We start from the raw sequence: 243 nt of genomic DNA on the forward strand, positions 1-243 counted from the left end.
GGTCGAGAACATCGCGCCCGAGCGGCGCGAGCAGTTCGCGGCCACGGCCGCGCTGCTGGCGGAGGCGCAGGCTAGCAGCACGGGCAGCCCGGAAGGCCTGCTCAACGGCCCGCAGATCAATCCGGAAGGCAAGACCGACGTCGTGCAGGACCAGGCGCAGGTCGATGATCCGCTCGCAAGCCTCGGTTTCTAAGGCAGTACAGGAAGTACAGGCGGAACAAATCGGAACAAGCGGGAAAGCAG

Annotated in this window: 1 protein-coding gene; it reads left to right on the forward strand. The window is 65.8% G+C overall.

Features of this window, described 5'->3' with window-relative positions; genetic code table 11:
* Window positions 1-193: protein phosphatase CheZ (locus tag SB786_RS37360; protein WP_410731729.1), on the forward strand; the 193-nt coding region annotated here is incomplete at its 5' end.
* Between the last annotated feature and the right edge of the window lie 50 nt (window positions 194-243).

Source organism: Burkholderia sp. SIMBA_062, assembly GCF_046534765.1.
In the GTDB taxonomy this organism is placed as follows: domain Bacteria; phylum Pseudomonadota; class Gammaproteobacteria; order Burkholderiales; family Burkholderiaceae; genus Burkholderia; species Burkholderia ambifaria.